The sequence below is a fragment of the Salinisphaera sp. PC39 genome (assembly GCF_040361335.1).
Taxonomy (GTDB): Bacteria; Pseudomonadota; Gammaproteobacteria; order Nevskiales; family Salinisphaeraceae; genus APNM01.
On the sequence record NZ_APNM01000008.1, the window covers coordinates 156,063 to 173,769 of the forward strand.

General features: G+C 69.6%; 21 protein-coding genes. 3 read left to right on the forward strand and 18 right to left on the reverse strand.

Annotated elements, in window-relative coordinates:
- Entirely contained in the window at nt 1–546 is a 546-nt protein-coding gene (gene orn / locus PC39_RS09720) for an oligoribonuclease (protein ID WP_353253187.1), read from the reverse strand.
- Between the two features lie 104 nt (nt 547–650).
- On the opposite strand from orn, the gene PC39_RS09725 reads away from it, so the two are divergent.
- Both PC39_RS09725 and rsgA read left to right on the forward strand, forming a co-directional pair.
- Nucleotides 651–989, forward strand: a complete 339-nt coding sequence (locus PC39_RS09725) for a 4a-hydroxytetrahydrobiopterin dehydratase (protein WP_353253188.1) — start codon at nt 651–653, stop codon at nt 987–989.
- Between the two features lie 6 nt (nt 990–995).
- Entirely contained in the window at nt 996–1,856 is an 861-nt protein-coding gene (gene rsgA / locus PC39_RS09730; protein ID WP_353253189.1) for a ribosome small subunit-dependent GTPase A, read from the forward strand.
- A gap of 71 nt (nt 1,857–1,927) precedes the next feature.
- Here the strand turns inward: rsgA and PC39_RS09735 are convergent, their stop codons facing one another.
- From PC39_RS09735 to rpoE, 13 genes are all read right to left on the reverse strand, one after another.
- On the reverse strand, nt 1,928–2,443 hold the full coding sequence (locus PC39_RS09735) for a hypothetical protein (protein ID WP_353253190.1): 516 nt from the start codon (nt 2,441–2,443) through the stop codon (nt 1,928–1,930).
- A 110-nt stretch (nt 2,444–2,553) separates the two neighbouring features.
- Nucleotides 2,554–3,039 carry a hypothetical protein gene (locus PC39_RS09740; RefSeq protein WP_353253191.1) on the reverse strand — a complete coding sequence of 162 codons (486 nt, stop codon included), beginning with the start codon at nt 3,037–3,039 and terminating at the stop codon, nt 2,554–2,556.
- Between the two features lie 84 nt (nt 3,040–3,123).
- Complete coding sequence (locus PC39_RS09745; protein WP_353253192.1) at nt 3,124–3,858, reverse strand: pyridoxine 5'-phosphate synthase; 735 nt, start codon at nt 3,856–3,858, stop codon at nt 3,124–3,126.
- Nucleotides 3,855–4,580: a DNA repair protein RecO gene (gene recO, locus PC39_RS09750; RefSeq protein ID WP_353253193.1), complete on the reverse strand. Its 726-nt coding sequence runs from the start codon at nt 4,578–4,580 to the stop codon at nt 3,855–3,857. Before recO ends, PC39_RS09745 begins: the two co-directional genes overlap by 4 nt.
- Before the next feature lie 7 nt (nt 4,581–4,587).
- Nucleotides 4,588–5,490 (reverse strand): GTPase Era, encoded by a 903-nt coding sequence (era, locus tag PC39_RS09755; protein ID WP_353253194.1) that lies wholly within the window; start codon nt 5,488–5,490, stop codon nt 4,588–4,590.
- Nucleotides 5,483–6,184 (reverse strand): ribonuclease III, encoded by a 702-nt coding sequence (rnc, locus tag PC39_RS09760; protein ID WP_353253195.1) that lies wholly within the window; start codon nt 6,182–6,184, stop codon nt 5,483–5,485. The genes era and rnc overlap by 8 nt, the downstream gene beginning before the upstream one ends.
- Nucleotides 6,181–6,564: a DUF4845 domain-containing protein gene (locus PC39_RS09765; protein ID WP_353253196.1), complete on the reverse strand. Its 384-nt coding sequence runs from the start codon at nt 6,562–6,564 to the stop codon at nt 6,181–6,183. The genes rnc and PC39_RS09765 overlap by 4 nt, the downstream gene beginning before the upstream one ends.
- A complete protein-coding gene (gene lepB, locus PC39_RS09770; protein ID WP_502950873.1) occupies nt 6,561–7,337 on the reverse strand; it encodes a signal peptidase I in 777 nt (258 codons plus the stop codon). The genes PC39_RS09765 and lepB overlap by 4 nt, the downstream gene beginning before the upstream one ends.
- Nucleotides 7,337–9,136 carry a translation elongation factor 4 gene (gene lepA, locus PC39_RS09775; protein WP_353253197.1) on the reverse strand — a complete coding sequence of 600 codons (1,800 nt, stop codon included), beginning with the start codon at nt 9,134–9,136 and terminating at the stop codon, nt 7,337–7,339. The genes lepB and lepA overlap by 1 nt, the downstream gene beginning before the upstream one ends.
- A 114-nt stretch (nt 9,137–9,250) precedes the next feature.
- Nucleotides 9,251–10,618: a Do family serine endopeptidase gene (locus PC39_RS09780; protein ID WP_353253198.1), complete on the reverse strand. Its 1,368-nt coding sequence runs from the start codon at nt 10,616–10,618 to the stop codon at nt 9,251–9,253.
- 55 nt (nt 10,619–10,673) lie between these two features.
- Nucleotides 10,674–11,627: a MucB/RseB C-terminal domain-containing protein gene (locus PC39_RS09785; protein ID WP_353253199.1), complete on the reverse strand. Its 954-nt coding sequence runs from the start codon at nt 11,625–11,627 to the stop codon at nt 10,674–10,676.
- Entirely contained in the window at nt 11,627–12,256 is a 630-nt protein-coding gene (locus PC39_RS09790; protein ID WP_353253200.1) for a sigma-E factor negative regulatory protein, read from the reverse strand. The genes PC39_RS09785 and PC39_RS09790 overlap by 1 nt, the downstream gene beginning before the upstream one ends.
- A gap of 4 nt (nt 12,257–12,260) precedes the next feature.
- Nucleotides 12,261–12,836 carry an RNA polymerase sigma factor RpoE gene (rpoE, locus tag PC39_RS09795; protein WP_353253225.1) on the reverse strand — a complete coding sequence of 192 codons (576 nt, stop codon included), beginning with the start codon at nt 12,834–12,836 and terminating at the stop codon, nt 12,261–12,263.
- 237 nt (nt 12,837–13,073) lie between these two features.
- On the opposite strand from rpoE, the gene nadB reads away from it, so the two are divergent.
- Entirely contained in the window at nt 13,074–14,696 is a 1,623-nt protein-coding gene (nadB, locus tag PC39_RS09800) for an L-aspartate oxidase (protein WP_353253201.1), read from the forward strand.
- On the opposite strand, the gene PC39_RS09805 is transcribed toward nadB, so the two are convergent.
- Genes PC39_RS09805 through PC39_RS09820 form a run of 4 tightly spaced genes read right to left on the reverse strand, consistent with a single transcriptional unit; the run spans nt 14,687 to nt 17,675 of the window.
- A complete protein-coding gene (locus PC39_RS09805) occupies nt 14,687–16,141 on the reverse strand; it encodes an alpha/beta fold hydrolase (protein ID WP_353253202.1) in 1,455 nt (484 codons plus the stop codon). The two genes, nadB and PC39_RS09805, sit on opposite strands and share 10 nt — an antisense overlap.
- A 25-nt stretch (nt 16,142–16,166) precedes the next feature.
- The gene (locus PC39_RS09810) at nt 16,167–16,613 is read right to left on the reverse strand and encodes a protein YgfX (RefSeq protein ID WP_353253203.1); all 447 of its coding nucleotides are present in this window, start codon (nt 16,611–16,613) and stop codon (nt 16,167–16,169) included.
- Nucleotides 16,610–16,894 (reverse strand): FAD assembly factor SdhE, encoded by a 285-nt coding sequence (locus PC39_RS09815; protein WP_353253204.1) that lies wholly within the window; start codon nt 16,892–16,894, stop codon nt 16,610–16,612. The genes PC39_RS09810 and PC39_RS09815 overlap by 4 nt, the downstream gene beginning before the upstream one ends.
- A 1-nt stretch (nt 16,895) precedes the next feature.
- On the reverse strand, nt 16,896–17,675 hold the full coding sequence (locus PC39_RS09820) for a succinate dehydrogenase iron-sulfur subunit (RefSeq protein ID WP_353253205.1): 780 nt from the start codon (nt 17,673–17,675) through the stop codon (nt 16,896–16,898).
- Between the last annotated feature and the right edge of the window lie 32 nt (nt 17,676–17,707).

Consider the following 17,707-nt stretch of genomic DNA (forward strand, 5'->3'; position numbering starts at 1 on the left):
TCACACGCGCAGGAAATTGGTCCGGTAGTACGCCAGCTCCGCGATCGAGTCCCGGATATCCTCCAGCGCCAGGTGGCGACTCTCCTTGCCGAAGCCGGCGGCCACGTCCGGCGCCCAGCGCCGCGCCAGTTCCTTGAGGGTGCTGACGTCGATATGGCGATAATGGAAGTAGGCTTCCAGTTCCGGCATGTAGCGCGCCAGGAAACGCCGATCCTGGCAGATGCTGTTACCGCACATGGGCGACGCGCCGGCCGGCACGAAATCGGCCAGGAATGCCAGGGTACGGCGCTCGGCCTCGGCCTCGTCGACATCGCTGGCCAGAACCCGGTCGACCAGGCCGGAACCGCCGTGCTGACGGGTGTTCCAGGCATCCATGGCGGCCAGGCGTTCCTCGGTCTGGCGCACGGCCAGCACCGGCCCCTCGGCGAGGATGTTCAGGTACTTGTCGGTCACCACCGTGGCGATTTCGATGATTCGGTCGTTCTCGGGATCGAGCCCGGTCATCTCCAGGTCGATCCAGATCAGGTTCTGCGGGTCCGCAGTCATAGACGGCATCCTGGCGGCATGTGGTCTTAAGGCACCCCCGATTTAGCGACGGCGCCCCCTGATGTTACCTTTAACCTACCCATTTGCGGCGACCGGATCGAGCCATGAGCGAACTCGCTGACAAACGCTGCGCGCCCTGCGAGGGCGGCGTGGAACCGATGGACCGCGATACCGCGGATGCCCGGCTCGGACAACTCTCGTCGCGCTGGTCGATCAGCGGCGACGGCAAGGCCCTGGCCGGCGAGTTCGGGTTCAAGAACTACTACCAGACGACCGCCTTCGTGAACGCGGTGGCCTGGATCGCGCATCGCGAGGACCATCACCCGGACATTGAGTTCGGCTACAAGAACTGCCGGATCCACTACACCACCCACGCCATCGGCGGCCTGTCGGAGAACGACTTCATATGTGCCGCCAAGGTCGACCGGCTGCTCGAGGAATAACCCCGCTTGGACAACGCCGGAACCGCGGTCGTGGCCGCCGCCTACGGCCGCCGGATGCTGCTGGAATTGCCGGACGGCCGGCTGGTGCAGGGTTTCCCGCAACAGCGCGGTATCCGGACCGTCTGCGGCGACCGGGTGGATATCGCGACGACGGGCGGCGGGATCGTGGTCACCCGCATCCACCCCCGCCGGGGCGTCCTCTGGCGACACGACGAGCGGCGCGGACGACGCCCGGTGGCCGCCAACCTGGACACCATGGCGATCGTGGCGGCCCCCGAACCGCCGGTGGCGCCGGAACAGATCGATCGCTACCTGGCGATCGCGGAATTGCTGGAACTGCGTCCCCTGCTCGTCGCCAACAAATGCGACATCGGCCCGGTGGCCACGGACGAATTCCTCGCGCTCGGCTACGAAGTCCACGCCGTCAGCGCCCATACCGGCGCCGGCCTCGAACGCCTGGCCGGGGCCCTGCGCGGCCGGCAGGCGATCCTCTCGGGGCTGTCGGGGGTGGGCAAGTCCGCGCTGGTCACGGCGCTGATCCCGGACTACGAAGCACGCAGTTCGGCCCTGTCCGCCGCCAGCGGCGAGGGCCGGCATACCACCACCGCGGCGCGTCTATACCCGCTGCCGCACGGCGGACACCTGATCGACTCGCCGGGCGTGCGCGATATCCGCCTCTGGCCCATGCCGCCCTCGGAACTGGCCCGGGGCTTCCGGGAATTCCGTCCCTGGCTGGGCCGGTGCCGGTTCCGCGACTGCCGCCACGACCGCGAGCCGGACTGCGCCTTGCGGGCGGCCGTGGCACGCGGCGACGTCAGCGACAGGCGTTATCGCAGTTTCCTGGCGTTGGCCGGGAGGTTGGCGTGATTGGTGATTCGTTGTGATTCGTTGGGAAGAGGGGCTTACGCTCTTGCCAATCACCAATCACGGATCACGGTCTAACGAACGGGAATCGGCAACGCATCCAACCCCGGCAGCGGCAGGGTCCGGACGCCGGGCAGCGACGGATCGTCCTCGCGCGCGGCGAGGACGCCCTGCATCGGCAGCGCATCGAGCCCCGGCAGGGGCAGCGCGGTATCCGCGACCGTATCCTGCGGCAAGGCCCCGAGCCCGGGCAGCACCAGCCCGTCGTCGCCGGACGGCAATTGCGTGAGCGTGGCGCCGAGCGCGGCGTCCAGGCCGGCATCGCCGGTCAGGCCGTCGAGCAGGGCCTCCGCCGAACCGCCGGCACCCTGCCCGGTCGCATCGATCGTTTCCGCCAGGCCATCGAGCCCCGCGTCCACGCCCAGGAGCGCGCCGGTGGAGGTATCCAGCAGGAGCAGGGTCTGCGCGAGAGTCCCGGTCAGCCCGGTCGTGACATCGTTCACCGTGCCGCCGAGGGTGTCGCCGCCCTCGGCGCGCGCGGCGCCGGAGATCAGGCACAGACCGACGGCGAGATAGAACAGCTTGTTCATGATCGCGATGGTCCTTCGTCGCTTGCGGCAGCGGTTACCGGATGGTCTACCCGCCGTTTATCGGCATGCCGCCGGCAAACTTGAGCCGGGACGATGCCGGCGGGTCGGCATCATTGGCGCCGGGGCCGGACCGGCAGGCCGTCGAGTCCCGGCAGGGCGGTCGTTCCCTGCTCGTCGATGCCGGGCAGCGGCGCCGCCAGACTGCCGGCGATATGCTCGAGTATCGCCCGGTCGACCTGCCCCAACAGCAGCCGGACGGTGACCGGGTCGAGGTCCTCCAGGGCCTCCCGCACGGCCCGGCTGGAGGCATTCAGACCATCGAGCCCGGGCAGGCCGCCGACATGGTCGGCGGCCGGCGACAGGGTGGCGCTGTCGTTGACCTCGCCGTTGTCGGCCAGCAGCGAGTCGCCGCCGGCGGCCGAGCCCTCCCCCGACGGAAGCAGGTCGCCGCCCAGGATCTGCAGGCCGGCACTTCCCGCGGTTGCGCCGCCGCGTAGCGCGGTCAACGCCTGCTCGCCGATGGCGAGCGCGGGCGCCCCGAGCGCGATCGCCGCCAGGCACAGTGTCGTCAGGAATCCGCGATGCAGGGAATCCACGTAATCCCTACTCCTACCTCAATGTAGGAATAGTCTGACACGAATACGTCCGATTGTCAGTAGCGGCCCGGCAGCCGTATACGGTCAGTCCCTGGCCGCGCTCATGGCGGACCGCATCTCGGCCACGGCCGCGCCGAGGCCGACGAAAACCGCCCGCGCCACGAGGGCATGGCCGATATTGAGTTCCACGATCTCTTCCATGGCCGCGATCGGCGCCACGTTGTCCGCGTGCAGGCCATGCCCCGCATGCACTTCCAGGCCCAGCTCGCGTGCCCGGACCGCGGCGGAGGCTATACGCCGGCGTTGCGCCTCGCGCGCGGCGGCATCGGCGGCATCCGCGTAGGCGCCGGTGTGAATCTCGACCGCGGCCGCGCCGGCGGCGGCGCTGGCCGCCATCTGGGCCGGCTCCGGATCCACGAACAGCGCCACCCGGATACCGGCCGCGGCAAGCCGCGCCACCGCCGCGGTCACGCGTTCGCGGTCGCCGGCGACATCCAGTCCGCCCTCGGTGGTCAACTCCTCGCGGCGCTCCGGCACGAAGCAGACATCGCGCGGGCGCAATCGCTCGGCGATCCCCTGCATCTCGTCGGTGACGGCCATCTCCAGATTGACCGCGATATCGCCCTCGGCGACCAGCGAGGCGACATCGTGATCCTGGATGTGGCGACGGTCCTCGCGCAGATGCACGGTAATGCTGTCCGCACCGGCCTCGAGGGCCAGCCGCGCGGCCGCCAGGACATCGGGATACGTCGTGCCGCGGGCTTGGCGCAGGGTGGCCACGTGGTCGACATTCACCCCGAGGCGGATCGGTTGCTTCATGACTCCTCCGAATGGCGGAAACGGCGCAGCGCGCGCAGGGTCTGCATGGTCCGCAGGGGTTGCGGCCCGAGCTGGGCGGCGAGACCCGCGGCCAGCAGGCGTCTGGCGGCACGCGCGTGCCCGGTGTCGCTCAGGTCGCCCGCGGCCAGCGCGTGCAGGGCGTCGCCGGCGATCGGGATTTCGCCCGGGGCCGCCCTCGCCCCGCGTCGCAGACCGTGGGCGGGATGGTACACATACGCGGCATCCGGGCGCACCGGCTCGCCGCTGTCGGTTTCGTGGGTCAGGGGCACGCCGTAACCGATCTCGGCGAGCAGATCGCGTTCGAACAGCCGCAGCGGCGGTCCGGGGTCGGCGCCGTCGGCCAGCATCGCGAGCAACGAATCCAGGATGTCGAACAGCTCGGGATGCGGATCGGCGCGCGCCGTGAGGCGCAGGATCAGCTCGCCGGCGTAATAGCCGGCGTACAGGCCGTCGCCGGCGATCGCCCGGCGCGCCTCGGGCTCGGCGGCCGTGAGCGTGCCCAGCTCGCCGCGGCCGCTCCACGACAACCGCAGGCGTTGCAACGGCTCCAGCAGGCCGCGCCAGCGCCCCTTGGGACGGCGGGCGCCGCGGGCCACCAGGCCCTGGCGGCCGTGCTCGCGGGAGAAGACCTCGAGCAGCAGGCTGCTGTCGCGATAGGGCCGCCGGTGCAGGACGAACGCGGGCTCGAGCTGGACGCGCATCGCCGCGTCAGTGGCCGAGCGAGCGGACGGCGGCCTCGTCGTCGTACCAATCCTCGCGCACCTTGACCCACAGACGCAGGTCCACGGCCGCCTGGAGGCGATGCTTGAGATCGAGCCGGGCGCCGCGTCCCACCCGCTTGAGCATCGCCCCGCCCTCGCCGATCACGATGCGCTTGTGCGCCTCGCGCGCGACCCAGATCACGGCCGATATGCGCGGGCCGCGCGGCGTCTCCTCGAAGGACTCGATCTCCACCGTCACCGCGTACGGCAATTCCTGCCGCAGGTGCATCATGAGCTTCTCGCGCACGGCCTCGGCCGCCAGGAACCGCAGGTTGCGGTCGGTGTATTCGTCCTCCGGGAACAGGAACTCCCCGGCCGGCATCAGCTTGCCGAGTTCCTCGACCAACGGCGCGAGATTGTCGCCGCGTTCGGCCGACAACGGCACCACGAAGGCGAAGTCGTGGCGCGCGGTACATTCCTGGATGAAGGGCAGCAACTGTTCCTTGCGCCGGATACGGTCGACCTTGTTCACCACCAGCCCGGCCGGCAGGCCGGTGGCCCGGACGCGCGCCAGGGCGCGGTCGTCGCCCTCGTCCCAGCGGCCGGCCTCGACCACCAAGACCACCGCGTCCACGCCCTCCAGGCTGCCCAGGGCGGCATCGTTCATCACCCGGTTGAGGACATGCCCGTGGCCGCCGTGCAGGCCGGGCGTGTCGACCAGGCCGATCTGGAGGTCATCGCGCGTGACCACGCCCACGATCCGGTGGCGCGTGGTCTGCGGCTTGGGGGTGACGATGCTCACCTTCTCGCCCACCAGGGCATTGACCAGGGTGGACTTGCCCACGTTGGGCCGGCCGAACAGCGTCGCCAGGCCCGCGCGTCGCGGGCCGGTGTCAACGGCATCAGTCATGATCGGTTTCCTCCAGCGCCGCCAGCATGGCGCTCGCGGCCGCCTGTTCGGCGCGCCGGCGACCGCTGCCCTCGCCCGTCACCGACAGGTCGGCATCGGCCAGCTCGCAACAAACGACGAAGCGGCGGGCATGCTCCGCGCCGCTCACCTCGATGGTCCGGTAGCCCGGCAACGGCCGGCCACGTCCCTGCAGCCATTCCTGCAGCCGGGTCTTGGCGTCCTTGAGCGTGTCCGCGTCCGGCAGCGATGCCAGGCGGTCGGCGAACAACCGCAGCAACACCTCGCGGGCGGCGGCGAACCCGGCATCGCGGTAGACGGCACCGACCAGGGCCTCGACGGCGTCCGCCAGGATCGAGGCCCGCCGGAAACCGCCGCTGCGCAACTCGCCGGAACCCAGCCGCAGACAGGCACCGAGATCGAGCTCGCCGGCGATCTCGGCCAGGGTGCGTTCGCGCACGAGACTCGCGCGCAGGCGGGACAGATCGCCCTCCGGCGCGTCCGGCCGGCGTTCGTAGACGGCCTCGGCGATCACGCAGTTGAGCACCGCGTCGCCCAGGAACTCCAGACGCTCGTTGTGGGCGCCGCCGGCGCTGCGATGGGTGAGCGCCGCGTCCAGCAACGCCGGGTCGCGGAAATCGTGCCCGAGGCGCCGCGCCAGCGCGGCGGCGGTGCTGTCGACTGCCCCGCCGGTCAAGGGTTGCGCGGGATGACCGCGGTCTCGTGGAACTCGAAGAGCAGGGTCAGGTTCGCGAACAGGGGCTCGCGCACCTCGTATTCCACACTCAGGCGGCGGCCGTTGTCGACACGCTCCACCTTGATGTCGCGGCCGGAGATGTTGTCGACGTAACCCGAGTCGAAGCGCCGCTGGATCCGTTCCTGGATCTCGAAAGCCGGGGCATCGCGGAGCTCCGGCTGGGACGACGCCCACTGGAGCGTGGAGCGGATATCGTAGTTGTTCATGTATATCGGCACGGCCTTGATGCCGACCATCAGGATGACGCCGAGCGTCGCCAGGACGTAAAGCCACCCCCATAGGGTGAGCCCGCGCTGTCTATCCGGATGCCCCGTCATCATTCGATGCTGTCTCCGAAGCGCGACAGCCGCAGCCGCCAGTCGTCGGTGTCCACGCTCAGCCAGATCAGGAAGGCCTTGCCCACCAGGTTGGCCTCCGGCACGAAGCCCCAGCGGCGCGAATCCGCGCTGTTGTCGCGATTGTCGCCCATCACGAAATAATGGCCCGGCGGCACTTCGGCCCGCAAGTTGAGCGAGTCGCGCCCTTGGACGTGCAGTATCCGGTGCCGGTGCTCGCCCACCACTTCCTCGAATGCCGTCACCATATCGTAGGCCGAGGCCCCCGGCCCCTGGTAAAGGCCGAGGGATTCCATGGGCACCGGTTCGCCGTTGATGCTCAGGTGCTTGTCGCGATAGGTGATGACGTCGCCCGGCAGGCCCACGACGCGCTTGATGAAGTCGCTGCTGGGATCCGGGGGGAACCGGAACACGGCCACATCGCCCCGCTCGGGCTCGCCCAGGGGCACTATCTTGGTATGGATCACGGGCAGCCGCAGCCCGTAACCGAACTTGTTGACCAGGATGAAATCCCCTTCCAGCAGCGTCGGCACCATCGACGACGACGGGATGCGGAAGGGCTCGAACAGGAACGAGCGCAGCACCAGCACCGCCACGATCACCGGGAAGAAGGAGCGCGAGAATTCCACCACCCAGGGCGGCCGGTCGCCCTCCCCGCGCCGGCGCTCCCAGCGATAGCGATCCAGCGCCCAGAACACGCCGGTGAACAGGGTCGCCAACACCAGGGCCGCCTCGAAATCGAAATGCAGGTCGTTCATCACTCCTCGCTATCCGTGGAGAGCACGGCGAGAAAGGCCTCCTGGGGGATTTCCACCGAGCCGAGTTGTTTCATCCGTTTCTTGCCCGCCTTCTGTTTCTCCAGCAGCTTGCGCTTGCGGCTGACGTCGCCACCGTAGCACTTGGCGGTGACGTTCTTGCGCAGGGCCTTGACCGTGGTGCGGGCGATGATCCGGGTACCGATCGAGGCCTGGATGGCGACATCGAACATCTGCCGCGGCACGATGCCGCGCAGCCGCTCGACCAGGGCCTTGCCGCGCTCGTAGGCGCGATCGCGATGCACGATATGCGCCAGCGCGTCCACCGGGTCGCCGTTGATCAGCACTTCCAGGCGTACCAGGCTCGCCGCCTGGAAACGGGCGAACTCGTATTCGAACGAGGCGAAGCCGCGCGACACCGACTTGAGCCGGTCGAAGAAATCGAGCACCACCTCCGACAGCGGCAGTTCGAAGGTCATCGAGACCGCCGTGCCCAGGTATTGCATCGACTTCTGCACGCCGCGCTTGTCCATGCACAACTGCATCACCGGGCCGACGAATTCCTGCGGCATGAGGATGTTGGCGCGGATGATGGGCTCGCGAATCTCGGCGATGGCCGAGGGCTCCGGCAGGGACGTCGGGTTGCTGATCGCCAGCGTCTCGCCGTTGAGCGTCTCGACCTCGTAGACCACGGTCGGCGCGGTGGTGATCAGGTTGATGCCGTACTCGCGCTCGAGCCGCTCCTGCACGATCTCCATGTGCAGCATGCCCAGGAAGCCGCAGCGGAACCCGAAGCCCAGCGCCGCCGAGGTCTCGGGCTCGTAGTTCAGGGAGGAGTCGTTGAGCCGCAGCTTGGACAGGGCGTCGCGGAAGTCCTCGTAGTCGTCCGCCGAGACCGGATAGAGCCCGGCGAACACCCGCGGCTGGATCTGGCGGAATCCGGGCAGGCGGTCGGCGCAGGGGCGCGCGGCGTGCGTCAGGGTATCGCCCACCGGCGCGCCGTCGATGTCCTTGATCCCGGCGATCACGTAACCGACCTCGCCCACCGAGAGGGCGTCGCGCTTGTCCTTCTTGGGCGAGAAGATGCCGACCTCGTCCACCTCGTACTCGCGGGCGGTGGCCATGACCTTGATCCGGTCGCCGGACCGGATCGAGCCGTGCACGACCCGTACCAGCGAGACCACGCCCAGGTAGTTGTCGAACCAGGAGTCGACGATCAATGCCTGCAGCGGCGCGTCCGGATCGCCCTCCGGCGGCGGAATCCGACGGATCATGGCCTCCAGCACGTCCTCGATGCCCTCGCCCGTCTTGGCGGAGACCAGCAGCCGGTCCGCGGCATCCAGACCGATCACGTCCTCGATCTGCTGGGCGACGCCGTCGGGATCGGCGGCCGGCAGATCGATCTTGTTGATCACCGGCACGATCTCGAGGTCCTGCTCCAGCGCCGTGTAGCAATTGGCCACGCTTTGCGCCTCCACGCCCTGGGAGGCGTCCACCACCAGCAGCGCGCCCTCGCAGGCGGCCAGGGAACGCGAGACCTCGTAGGAGAAATCGACGTGCCCCGGCGTATCGATGAAGTTGAGCTTGTAGACCTCGCCGTCGCGCGCCCGGTAGTTGAGCGTGACCGCCTGGGCCTTGATGGTGATGCCGCGCTCGCGCTCCAGGTCCATGGAGTCCAGGACCTGGGCCGCCATCTCGCGCTCGGTCAGACCCTCGCAGCGCTGGATGAAACGGTCCGCGAGCGTCGACTTGCCATGATCGATGTGCGCGATGATCGAGAAGTTGCGGATGTGCGACTGCATATGGGTGCGGAGAACCGGAAGTGACGCGCGTGGAGCGGCCGTGAAAGCGCGCAGTATACGGACTTGGCGGCCGCCCTTCACGGACGGCCGCGGCGGCCCGCGGCGGGGGCGGCGTCAGCCGCCCGTGTCGAGCGCCAGATAGAGCCGGGCGCCGTCGCGCCAGACCAGCAGCGCCACGGTGCCCTCCATGCCCGCGAGCCGTTCGCGCAGGGTATCGGCGTCCCGGATGCGTTCGGCGCCCAGGCCGAGGATGACGTCGCCCGGCCGCAGGCCGGCATCGGCGCCCGCGCCGCGGTCGACGTCGACGACACGCACCCCGCCCTGCTCCAAGCCGGTCTCGCGGCGTTCCTCCTCGGTCAGGCCACGCAGCCGGAGGCCGAGCACCGACGCGTCCTTATCGTCGTCTCCGCCGGCGGAGCCGGCCATCGGTCCTTCCTCCGGCAACTCTCCCAGCGTGACTTCGATGCGTTCGCGCTCGCCGTCGCGCAGCACGGCCACCGCGACTTCCTCGCCCGGCGGCGTGCTGCCGACACGCGGCGGCAGGGCCGCGGCCGAGGGGATGTCGTGGCCGCCGAATGCCAGGATCACGTCACCGTCGCGGAACCCCGCGGCCTCCGCGGGGCTGCCGGGGAACACGCGCGCCACCAGCGCCCCGGTCGGCTTGTCCATGCCGAAGGATTCGGCCAGCGCGGGATCCACCTCCTGGATCTGCACGCCCAGCCAGCCGCGCGCGACGCGGCCGTTGTCGCGGAGTTGTTTCGCCACATCCATCGCCACATCGATCGGGATGGCGAAGGACACGCCCTGGAATCCGCCGCTGCGGCTGAATATCTGGGCGTTGATGCCCACCACCTCGCCCTGGAGGTTGAACAGCGGGCCGCCGGAATTGCCCGGATTGATCGCCACGTCCGTCTGGATGAACGGCACGTACTGGTCGTCCACGAGACTGCGCTGCTTGGCCGAGACGATGCCGGCCGTCACCGAGGTCTCGAAGCCGAACGGGGAGCCGATCGCCATCACCCAGGCGCCGACCTCCAGCGCCGCGGGATCACCGATGGCGACCGGATCGAGGTCCTCGGCGTCGATCTTCAACACCGCCAGATCACTGGCCGCGTCCTCGCCGACCAGCTCCGCGACGAAACGGCGGCGGTCGCTGAGCGTGATCTCGATCTCGCCGGCGCCGCGCACCACGTGCCGGCTGGTCAGGATGTATCCGTCCTCGGAGATGACGAAACCCGACCCCTGGGCGGCGCGCGAGGGCGGCGGCGCCGAGCCGTCCTCGAAGAACCGCCGGAACCAGTCCTCGAAACCTTCGGACCCGGGCTCGTCGCTGCCACTCTCCGGCGCGACGCTGACATTGACGACGCTGGGCGCCGCCTGCTTCGCGAGATCGGTGAAATCGGGCAGGCGGGCCTCATAGGGCTCCGACCCGCAGCCGGCGAGCAGCACGGCCGCGACCACCGCGGCTATCAAACGTGGCATGGGTCCCCCTTGATCCGGGTATGTCTGCGACCACGCGGACGCTGCCGCGGCGGCCTCATTCCTTGGCAACGCCGCCCGCCCGACGCTGCAGGTGCTCGGCGATGTACCTTACCGTGATTTCGGGCACCTCGCCGACAACGGTGATCTGGTATTCCCCGTCACGTCGGCCGTAGGCATTGACGGCGCCCATGGTGGTGCCTCCCGTGAAGCCGCGACCCTCGCCGCGGGCGATGAAGGCCGAGACGGTGGCGATGCCGTCGGTGAACAGCAATTGCCTCGCGACCCCGTTGCCCACGCGCCGGAACCCGTCCTCGGCCAGCTCGAAGCCCGCCGGGACATCGCTGACCTCCCACGCATCGCGTTCGGCCTCGCCGCCCTGGACTTCCATGGGGCGGTGCCGGACCCAGCGGAAGCCCTCGGTGTCGAACGAGGGCGCCAGGGCTTCGTCCGGGATCCGCTCGGGGAACTCGATCTGCGTGAACATGAGCTGTTCCAGCACGCCTTCCTCGCCGAGCAGATCGAGCTTCAGGGGCAGGTGCGTCTGCTTGTCGATCATCAGGCGATAGCCGTAGCGGTACTGGTCCTTGGGCTCCAGCATCACGACCCGGCAGAGGCGGTCCGCCAGCCGCGCCTTGCCGAGCTCGCGGAAGGCATAATGCTCGCTCAAGCCGCCGTCGGCATAACGGCCGAACTTGGACAACAGACCCTCGCGCGGATGCTGCGCCACCATGACCACCCGGCGTTCGGGCAGCACCGAGGTGACCTCGGACTCGTGGCGCAATACTTCCCGGGGTTCGCCGCTCAGCGAGACCAGCCGCTCGCGTTCCTCGCCGTCGCGGTAACGGTGGACGATGCGCAGCGTGTCGACGCTGCCGTCGCGGAGATAGACCAGCACGCCCTGGTAGTTGGTCGTGCGCACGGCCTGCGATGCCTGGGCAAGCCAGCCGTCCGACGCGACGGCGACCCCGGCGACCAGCAGCAGTGCCAGGGGGACGAGCCGGCGGATCATCACCGTTGCGTGTCCTGCCCGTACGTCGCGACGCGGAGGAAGCTCGGCGTGGCGCCCGACATGCCGTAGCCGCGGGCCAGACCGTTGTGCTCCAGGAGATAACCGTTGAGCTGGTCCTCGACCGCGGGATCGGAGACGGACCAGTGATCGGCGGCACGGTTCGAACGCGCCACGTTGACGGCGGCCCGCGTCTCGCCCGCCGGCGTGCCGGAAACGGCGACGGCCGGGACGCCGGCATCGTCACCGGCGAGCGTGGTGCCGCCGGCGTCGGGCATGCCCGACGAGTCACGGCCGAGCGGCTCGGCGACCAACAACACCGCGCCGACCACGGAGGCGGCGGCCGCAAGGCTGGCGGCGGTCCGCCAGCGACGGCGGGCGGGGAAGGAAACGACCCGGTCCGCCCGCGCCGGGCTCTCGCCGGCGTCATCGATGGCCCGTGCCACCCGCTCGGCGAAGCCGGGATCGTAGGCCGCCTCGGTGTCGACGTCGCGCAACGCGGAGCGCAACCACTGCTGGCGCCCCCAAGCCGCGCGCAATCCGGGGTCGCGGCCCATCTCGGATAGCACCGCCTCCGCTTCCGACGGCGATGCCTCGCCGTCCAGGTATGCCGAAAACCGTTCGTCAATCATGCCCTCACCTCTCGCTCAACGACCGCAAGCGTTCGTCGATCGCGGCCCGCGCCCGGAAAATGCGCGAGCGCACGGTCCCCACCGGGCATTCCATGCTGTCCGCGATTTGCTCGTAACTCATGCCTTCCAACTCTCGCAGCATGATCGCCGTCCGCAAGTCCGGAGGCAACTCGCGAATGGTGGCAATCACGGCGTCCCGGATCTCCTCGCTCTCCAGGAGGGCATCCGGGGTGTCCTGTTCGGAGAACCGGTCGCTGTGGCCCAGCATCTCCGCGTCCGTGAAGTCGATGTCCTGCGACGCCGGTCGCCGCGATCGCGCGACCAGGAAATTCTTCGCCGTGTTGATGGATATCCTGTACAGCCATGTGTAGAACGCACTGTTGCCCTTGAAACCGTCGAGCGCCCGATAGGCCTTGATGAAGGCTTCCTGGGCAACGTCCGGCGCATCCGCCGGCGTCACATAGCGGGACACCAGCTTCACCACCTTGTACTGGTACTTGCGCACCAGCAGGTCGAACGCGATGCGCTCGCCCGCCTGTGCCCTCGCCACCAGTTGTTCGTCGGTGCTGTCCTCGCCCATCTGGGCCTTCACCCCTGTGCTCACGGTATCGCCGGCCGCGAACCGCGCCACCGGGGCACTCACCTACCTGTAGACCCGTGTCCCCCGGATAAGTTCGCCCTGCGACTGCGGTATAGTGGCGGCTTGTATTCTGTTGCCGGCCGCGCCGGCCGGTTCGGGCCCGCGCGGCCGATGCCGACGGCCGGGCGGGAACTGTTCTGATATGCCTGTATTCTAGCGATCGCCCCGTTTCCCGTCATGCCCGACGACAACAACCGAGATCGACCGACGGCCTACGATGTCCTGATCCTGGGCAGCGGCGCCGCCGGCCTGACGCTGGCCCTGCGGCTCGCCGCGGCCGGCCGCCGCATCGCCCTGCTCTCCAAGGGCGCCCTCAGCGAGGGCGGCACACTCTATGCCCAGGGCGGCATATCGGCCGTGCTCGACGCCGAGGACTCCATCGAGTCGCACGTGGCCGATACCCTGGCGGCGGGCGCCGGGCTCTGCGACGAGCGGACCGTGGAGTTCACCGTCTCCCGCGGCCGCGCCGCCATCGAGTGGCTGATCGAACGCGGGGTGCCCTTCACCCCGGCCGAGGACGACACCGGCTACGCCTACCACCTGACCCGCGAGGGCGGCCATAGCCATCGCCGGATCATCCACGCCGCCGACACCACGGGCCGGGCCGTGGAAACGACACTGGAAGGCCTGGCGCGACGCGCGGCCGGCGTGGAGATATTCGAGCACCACGCCGCCGTAGACCTGATCACCGACTCCCGCCTCGGGCGCCCGCGCGAACGCTGCCTCGGGGCGTACGTCTATGACATCGCCGCCGAGCGGGTGCGGACCTTCGCCGCCCGCAACGTGGTCCTGGCCACGGGCGGCGCGAACCTCGCCTACCTGTATTCCAGCAACCCGCATTCCGCCAGCGGCGACGGTATCGCCATGGCCTGGCGCGCGGGCTGCCGCGTGGCCAACATGGAATTCATGCAGTTCCATCCCACCTGCCTGTTCCATCCCAGGGCGCGCTCGTTCCTGATCAGCGAGGCCGTGCGCGGCGAGGGCGGCCACCTCTGCCTGCCCGACGGCAGCCGCTTCATGACGCACTATCACCCCGACGGCGAGCTGGCGCCGCGCGATGTCGTCGCCCGCGCCATCGACGCCGAGATGAAGCGCCTGGGCCTGGATCATGTCTGGCTGGACATCAGCCACCGCGACGCCGATTTCATCCAGCGCCACTTCCCGGCCATCCACGCCCGCTGCCTGGAACTGGGACTGGACATGACCCGCGAGCCCCTGCCCGTGGTGCCGGCGGCCCACTACACCTGCGGCGGCGTGGTGACCGACCTCGGCGGGCGCACCGACCTGCCGGGCCTCTACGCCATCGGCGAGACCGCCTACACCGGGCTGCACGGCGCCAACCGCATGGCCTCGAACTCGTTGTTGGAGTGCCTGGTATTCGCCACCGCCGCGGCCGAGTCGATCGAATCGGCATGGGAGACGGTGCCGGCCCCGCCGTCGCTGCCGCCCTGGGACGAGTCGCGGGTGACCGACTCGGACGAGGAAGTGGTCGTGGCGCACAACTGGCAGGAACTGCGCCGCTTCATGTGGGACTACGTCGGCATCGTGCGTACCAACAAGCGCCTGGCCCGCGCCCGCCATCGCGTCAAGCTGCTGCGCAGCGAGATCCACGAGTTCTACGGCAACTATCGGGTCACACCCGACCTGATCGAACTGCGCAACCTGGTCGAGGTCGCGGACCTGATCGTGCGCTCGGCCAGCGATCGCAAGGAGTCGCGCGGCCTGCACTACACCCTGGATTACCCCGAGACACTGCCGGAAGCCGTACCGACCGTCCTGGTCCCGGACTGTTACGGGTAGGCGGCCTGGAGCCGCTCGCCCAGACAGGCCGGCGGCGACCACGCCCGGGGCGACGCCAGAAAGGCGTCGGCGACGGCCATGGCACAGGCATCCGTGAACGTGACCGTGTGCCCGGCATCGCGAAACAACAGCGCCCGGGCCGCCGGCAGACGGCGCGCCAGTCCCGCGGCCCATTCGGGCAGGGTCGCGGGGTCGCGCGCGCCGTGCAGCAGCAGCACCGGCAACGGCGTCGAGGCCGGCTCGCGGTAGGCGGCCGGCAACCGTCCGGCATCCCAGAACCCGCAAACATCGTATTCGGCTTCCGCGCGCAGGTACGGGGCCACGCGGGGGTGCGCGCGCAGCGCCGCCTCCCAGGCGTCGCGGGTGACCGGCGGCGCGTCCTCCGGACAGCTCACGCTGAAATAGACCGGCGGGCTGAAGGCCGGATCCAGCAACGTGGCCACGTAGCGGCGGGCGAGCGGCGCCAGGGCCCCGGTATCGTCCCGCGCCGCACGCACCACGGCGGCGGCGACGTCCCCGCCGTCATCGATGGCGTAGGCACCGAAAAACAGCATCCACAGCAGGCGGTAGTCGGTCACCACGAGATCGAGCGTCCCGCCGCCGGAAGGCCGGGACAGCGTCAACCGCGGAGGCTCGCGCTCCGCGCGCGCCAGTAACGTCCGGATCGCCGTGCGTACATGGTCCGGCGGATGGTCGCAGCCCGCGCGTGTCACGCAGGCCGTGGCGATCTCGTCCAGGGCGCGGTCGAACTGGGCCGGGCGCATCAGGAACCCGTCGATCGCCGGCGGGAACACCGAGTCCAGGAGCAACCCCGCGATGTCCGCCTGGTGCTCGCGGGCGGCGTGCAGGGCGAGCCGGGTGCCGTAGGAGACGCCCCAGAGGAAGGCCGGCTCCTGCAGCGTTTCCAGTAACGCACCGAGATCGCGCACCTGGGCCGCGCTGTTGAAGGCCGAAAGGTAGGGTTCGCCGCCGAGCCGCCGGTAGCAGTCGCGGGCGGCCCGGCGCGTGCGGTAGAGATCCATGGCCCCGCTCAGCTCGCGCGCCAGGCCGTTGCGATCGGCCTCGCGGATGCCGGGGCACCGGATCGCCGGTCGCGACATGCCGGTGCCGCGGGGATCATAGACGATCAGGTCGCCATCCCAGCCGGCCCGCTCGCGCCAGCGCCACCAACCGGCCATCGAGGCAGGGTCCACGCCGCCCGGATAGCCCGGGCCGCCGGGCACGTGCACGACGGGGGGACGGCCGGGCTCGTCGCCGGGCAGGCGCACCACCGGCAAGCGCACGGCACGCTCCCCGACCCGTTCGTCCGGATACAGCCAGGCACACTCGGCCTCCTGTCCCGCGGGGATGTCGAACCAGCATTCGGCCGGTTCCAGCCCGGGTGCGGCCGCGGCGACGGCGGGCGCGGTCAGCAGCACGAGGCCCGCGACGAGCAGGGAACGCACGATGCCGCTCAGACCCGCGACTGCATCATGCCGGCGCCAACCTCAAGCGGGCTCCCAGGCGCCTGAATGCGGCCGTGCCGACACGGCCCGGCGTCAGTAACAGGCTCTCCGTACGACGGGACGCGCGGTCTTCGAGGCGTAGCGCGGCGAAGCCGGGCCAGCGCACGCTGGCCGCCCCGACGTGGCCGCGCCCGGTGGAACCGTCGACACGCCGCCAGCGCCAATCCCGGCCGCCTTCCCAGGTCAGGCGCGCGATCGCACGCGGCGAGCGCTGGGTCAATCGGCGCCAGGCGAAGACGGCGGCGGCCGGCGGCAACAACAGCAGCGGGATGGCCGGCGGCACGCGCAGGGCCAGCCAGGCGGCGGGGAGGAGGAAAAAGGCATGGGCGGCGATCACGGCCGCCAGTAGCGGGCCGGAGCGTCCGATCGCCAGATCCAGCGGCGGATCGAACGGGCTCCGGGCGCGTCTCATGCCGGCCGGCGGTATTCGCGGATACGTCGGACCAGGGCCGCCAGGCGTGGCTCACCGGGCGTGTCCCGCCCCAGCACCCAGGCCCAGAGAATGGGGTCCTCCTGCTCCAGCAGGGTCAGCAGATCGGCGCGGGCGTCCGCGTCCAGCCCGACGTACTCGGCGGCGAGGAAGCGTTCCAGCAGGACATCCAGCTCCTTCATGCCGCGCCGGCACAACCAACGCACGCGGGCGTCGACCGGCGACGCCGCGCTTGTCCGCGGCTCATCCACCGAACCGGTCACGTCAGCCGCGCCGCTCCAGCAGCATCTTCTTGGTCTCGGCGATGGCCTTGGCCGGGTTGAGACCCTTCGGGCAGGTGCTGGTGCAGTTCATGATGGTATGGCACCGGTACAGCTTGAACGGGTCCTCGAGCTGATCGAGTCGTTCGCCGGTGGCCTCGTCGCGCGAATCCGCGAGCCAGCGATAGGCCTGCAGCAGGATGGCCGGTCCCAGGTAGCGTTCCGGATTCCACCAGTAGCTGGGGCAGGACGTCGAACAACAGGCACAGAGGATGCACTCGTAGAGGCCGTCCAGCTCGCCCCGGTCCTCGATCGATTGCAGCCGCTCGCGGGTGGGCGCCGGCGTGTCGGTCTTGATCCAGGGCTCGATCGATTCGTACTGCGCGTAGAAATGCGTGAGGTCCGGCACCAGATCCTTGATCACCGGCATGTGGGGCAGCGGGTAGATCTTGACGTCGCCCTTCACCTCGTCGATGCCCTTGATGCAGGCGAGCGTGTTGGTGCCGTCGATATTGAAGGCGCAGGAGCCACAGATGCCCTCGCGGCAGGAGCGCCGGAAGGTCAGCGTGGGATCGATCTCGTTCTTGATCTTGATCAGCGCGTCCAGGACCATCGGCCCGCACTTGTCCAGGTCCAGCGAGTAGGTGTCCACCCGCGGGTTCTCGCCGGAATCCGGATCCCAGCGATAGATCCGGAAATTCTTGACGTTGGTCGCACCCTCGGGCGCCGGGTAGTGCTTGCCCTTGGTGATCCGCGAATTCTTGGGTAGTCGGAACTCAGCCATTTGGGTTACTCCATGACCGTGATTCGTGATCC

Coding starts and splice junctions, on each gene's coding strand:
- orn (WP_353253187.1), bottom strand. CDS start 546: ATGACTGCGGACCCGCAGAACCTGATCTGGATCGACCTGGAGATGACC.
- PC39_RS09725 (WP_353253188.1), top strand. CDS start 651: ATGAGCGAACTCGCTGACAAACGCTGCGCGCCCTGCGAGGGCGGCGTG.
- PC39_RS09735 (WP_353253190.1), bottom strand. CDS start 2,443: ATGAACAAGCTGTTCTATCTCGCCGTCGGTCTGTGCCTGATCTCCGGC.
- PC39_RS09745 (WP_353253192.1), bottom strand. CDS start 3,858: ATGAAGCAACCGATCCGCCTCGGGGTGAATGTCGACCACGTGGCCACC.
- recO (WP_353253193.1), bottom strand. CDS start 4,580: ATGCGCGTCCAGCTCGAGCCCGCGTTCGTCCTGCACCGGCGGCCCTAT.
- era (WP_353253194.1), bottom strand. CDS start 5,490: ATGACTGATGCCGTTGACACCGGCCCGCGACGCGCGGGCCTGGCGACG.
- PC39_RS09765 (WP_353253196.1), bottom strand. CDS start 6,564: ATGATGACGGGGCATCCGGATAGACAGCGCGGGCTCACCCTATGGGGG.
- lepB (WP_502950873.1), bottom strand. CDS start 7,337: ATGAACGACCTGCATTTCGATTTCGAGGCGGCCCTGGTGTTGGCGACC.
- lepA (WP_353253197.1), bottom strand. CDS start 9,136: ATGCAGTCGCACATCCGCAACTTCTCGATCATCGCGCACATCGATCAT.
- PC39_RS09780 (WP_353253198.1), bottom strand. CDS start 10,618: ATGCCACGTTTGATAGCCGCGGTGGTCGCGGCCGTGCTGCTCGCCGGC.
- PC39_RS09785 (WP_353253199.1), bottom strand. CDS start 11,627: ATGATCCGCCGGCTCGTCCCCCTGGCACTGCTGCTGGTCGCCGGGGTC.
- PC39_RS09790 (WP_353253200.1), bottom strand. CDS start 12,256: ATGATTGACGAACGGTTTTCGGCATACCTGGACGGCGAGGCATCGCCG.
- rpoE (WP_353253225.1), bottom strand. CDS start 12,836: ATGGGCGAGGACAGCACCGACGAACAACTGGTGGCGAGGGCACAGGCG.
- nadB (WP_353253201.1), top strand. CDS start 13,074: ATGCCCGACGACAACAACCGAGATCGACCGACGGCCTACGATGTCCTG.
- PC39_RS09810 (WP_353253203.1), bottom strand. CDS start 16,613: ATGAGACGCGCCCGGAGCCCGTTCGATCCGCCGCTGGATCTGGCGATC.
- PC39_RS09820 (WP_353253205.1), bottom strand. CDS start 17,675: ATGGCTGAGTTCCGACTACCCAAGAATTCGCGGATCACCAAGGGCAAG.